Source organism: Nostoc sp. PCC 9305 (genome assembly GCF_963920915.1).
Lineage (GTDB): Bacteria > Cyanobacteriota > Cyanobacteriia > Cyanobacteriales > Nostocaceae > Nostoc.
Genome location: NZ_CAWUDN010000241.1, coordinates 1 through 1,790, shown reverse-complemented (window position 1 = coordinate 1,790; position 1,790 = coordinate 1). Strand labels below are relative to the sequence as shown.

Genomic DNA, 1,790 nt, shown 5'->3' with positions numbered 1-1,790 from the left:
TTCTGAGGTGGATTCATCCAGTTCAAAGGTGGATGAACGGAGTTCTGAGGTGGATGAATAAGTATATTTGTAATTTTTGTGGGCATTGCTTATCATTCGCTCAAACCCATGTGCTTACATTGTAGGCTGTATCTAACCTCCAGTTGTATCCTGAACAAGGGTTTTAGCTATGCAGTCTAGAAATTTATTTCAGGGCAGTTAAACAACGCAGATACTTAAGCTTACCTACTAGTTTGCAACTAGTAGCTCTGTGCAAAAATTTTTCGCCACATTTTCCTGTACTTGATTCACAATCATAGAAACAAATTCGTCAAGGTCGAATGGCTTAAGTAAATATTCTTCAAACTCTACATCTGGAATTTGGTCGCAAGTACCGGTGGTAGATGTTGAAGTCACAATGATTGGGATATGCTTACCATTGTTTACCTCTATAGCATCCAATGTATTTAGCAATGTATAAATACTTTCACCTAAAAACCTAATTTCACTGACAATAATGTTGGGCGTGAACCAACTCAGGATTTCTAAAGCTTCTTTTATGGAACCAGCGGTAATCACATTTGCGCTCAGGTCTTCCAGTAAAAAAGCATACAAATCTCTACTATCGCGATCGTTGTCTACAACGAGTACTTGTACACCTTTGAGTATCCCAACTGCCAAGCAAAAGTCATTGATTAAATTCATAATAAGACCTGCGATTAGGACTTTAAGGGCAAAGCGATCTGAAAAATCTGTAGTCTTAAGGTGATGAGACAACCAGATAGGTCAAATAAAAAGTAGCAGAGAACCATTTAATGGTTAGAATTACTAGGTTCTGTTCTTATACTATGAGCGGGTGTTCTTTGATTTCCTAAATGAATTGATTAACTACGACATAAAACGTAGAAAAACTTTTCAAAAAAAGGCGCGGTATGTTCCCTCCAAAAATCTCTGGTTCAATTAACTGAAAATAGCTGTAAAGAATTAATCAACAAAACTATTCCCATTCCCTGTCCTCAAGTTCCTTCTGAGGCAATAATAAGGTGGCTTCAATTTCTTGCCTGATAGCAGGGGTTACTTCACAATTGCTATGCAAGCAATCGAGTAGTAACTGATTAGCATCATAGTAATGTTGTAACACTTGCTGTTGTTCAATGCTAAAGTCCCACTGGTGGTTAATGTTGCGATAATTAATCACCGTTGTCTTTAACTGTTCAGCCCAGGTTGAATAGTTCGTCTGCCACCACAGTTCAAACCGTTCTTGACTTTGACGAGAATTGGGTAATTGGTCAGAGAGTTGTTGCAGAGATTTATAAAGTCCAACATCCAGAACAATACCCAGAATAGTCGAGAGAGCATCTCCACAGGCGTGGATATGGGCGAATGCTTCATCAACTGTACTAAAGAGTCTGCACTCCGAAGCATGGTAGCGGTTAACAAGAAGATTTCGCGTGGGGTCAGTGATATGACTGATCAGACCAGACAGCGTTTGCTAAAATGCCTGTAGGTTATGGCTGGTAACGATTTTCCTGGCTGTGAAGTATTCTTGAAAGGCCAGATAGGAGCAAGAAAAATTCCCCGCGCAGCGCGATAAGCGGACTTCTCTGCGAGACGCTACGCGAACGTTTGTAATAATTTTCATCAAAAAACTTTAACCCAACCGTATTGTCCTAACCCCCTCCTCCCCGCACGCGCTACGGTGTACACACAAGTCTTCTAGAGTTGCACCACAGCCTTTTGATCCCCCCAACCCCCCTTTTTAAGGCAGGGCTGTTTCATTCGATCTCTTAGGGATTTTGTCAAGAGTATGA

General features: G+C 40.6%; 2 protein-coding genes. Both read right to left on the bottom strand.

Features of this window, described 5'->3' with window-relative positions:
* Nucleotides 1-228: 228 nt before the first annotated feature.
* Entirely contained in the window at nt 229-684 is a 456-nt protein-coding gene (locus ACM0OX_RS35555) for a two-component system response regulator (protein WP_414519900.1), read from the bottom strand.
* Between the two features lie 292 nt (nt 685-976).
* Nucleotides 977-1,285, bottom strand: a complete 309-nt coding sequence (locus ACM0OX_RS35550) for an NACHT C-terminal helical domain 2-containing protein (protein WP_414519902.1) — start codon at nt 1,283-1,285, stop codon at nt 977-979.
* Nucleotides 1,286-1,790 lie beyond the last annotated feature (505 nt).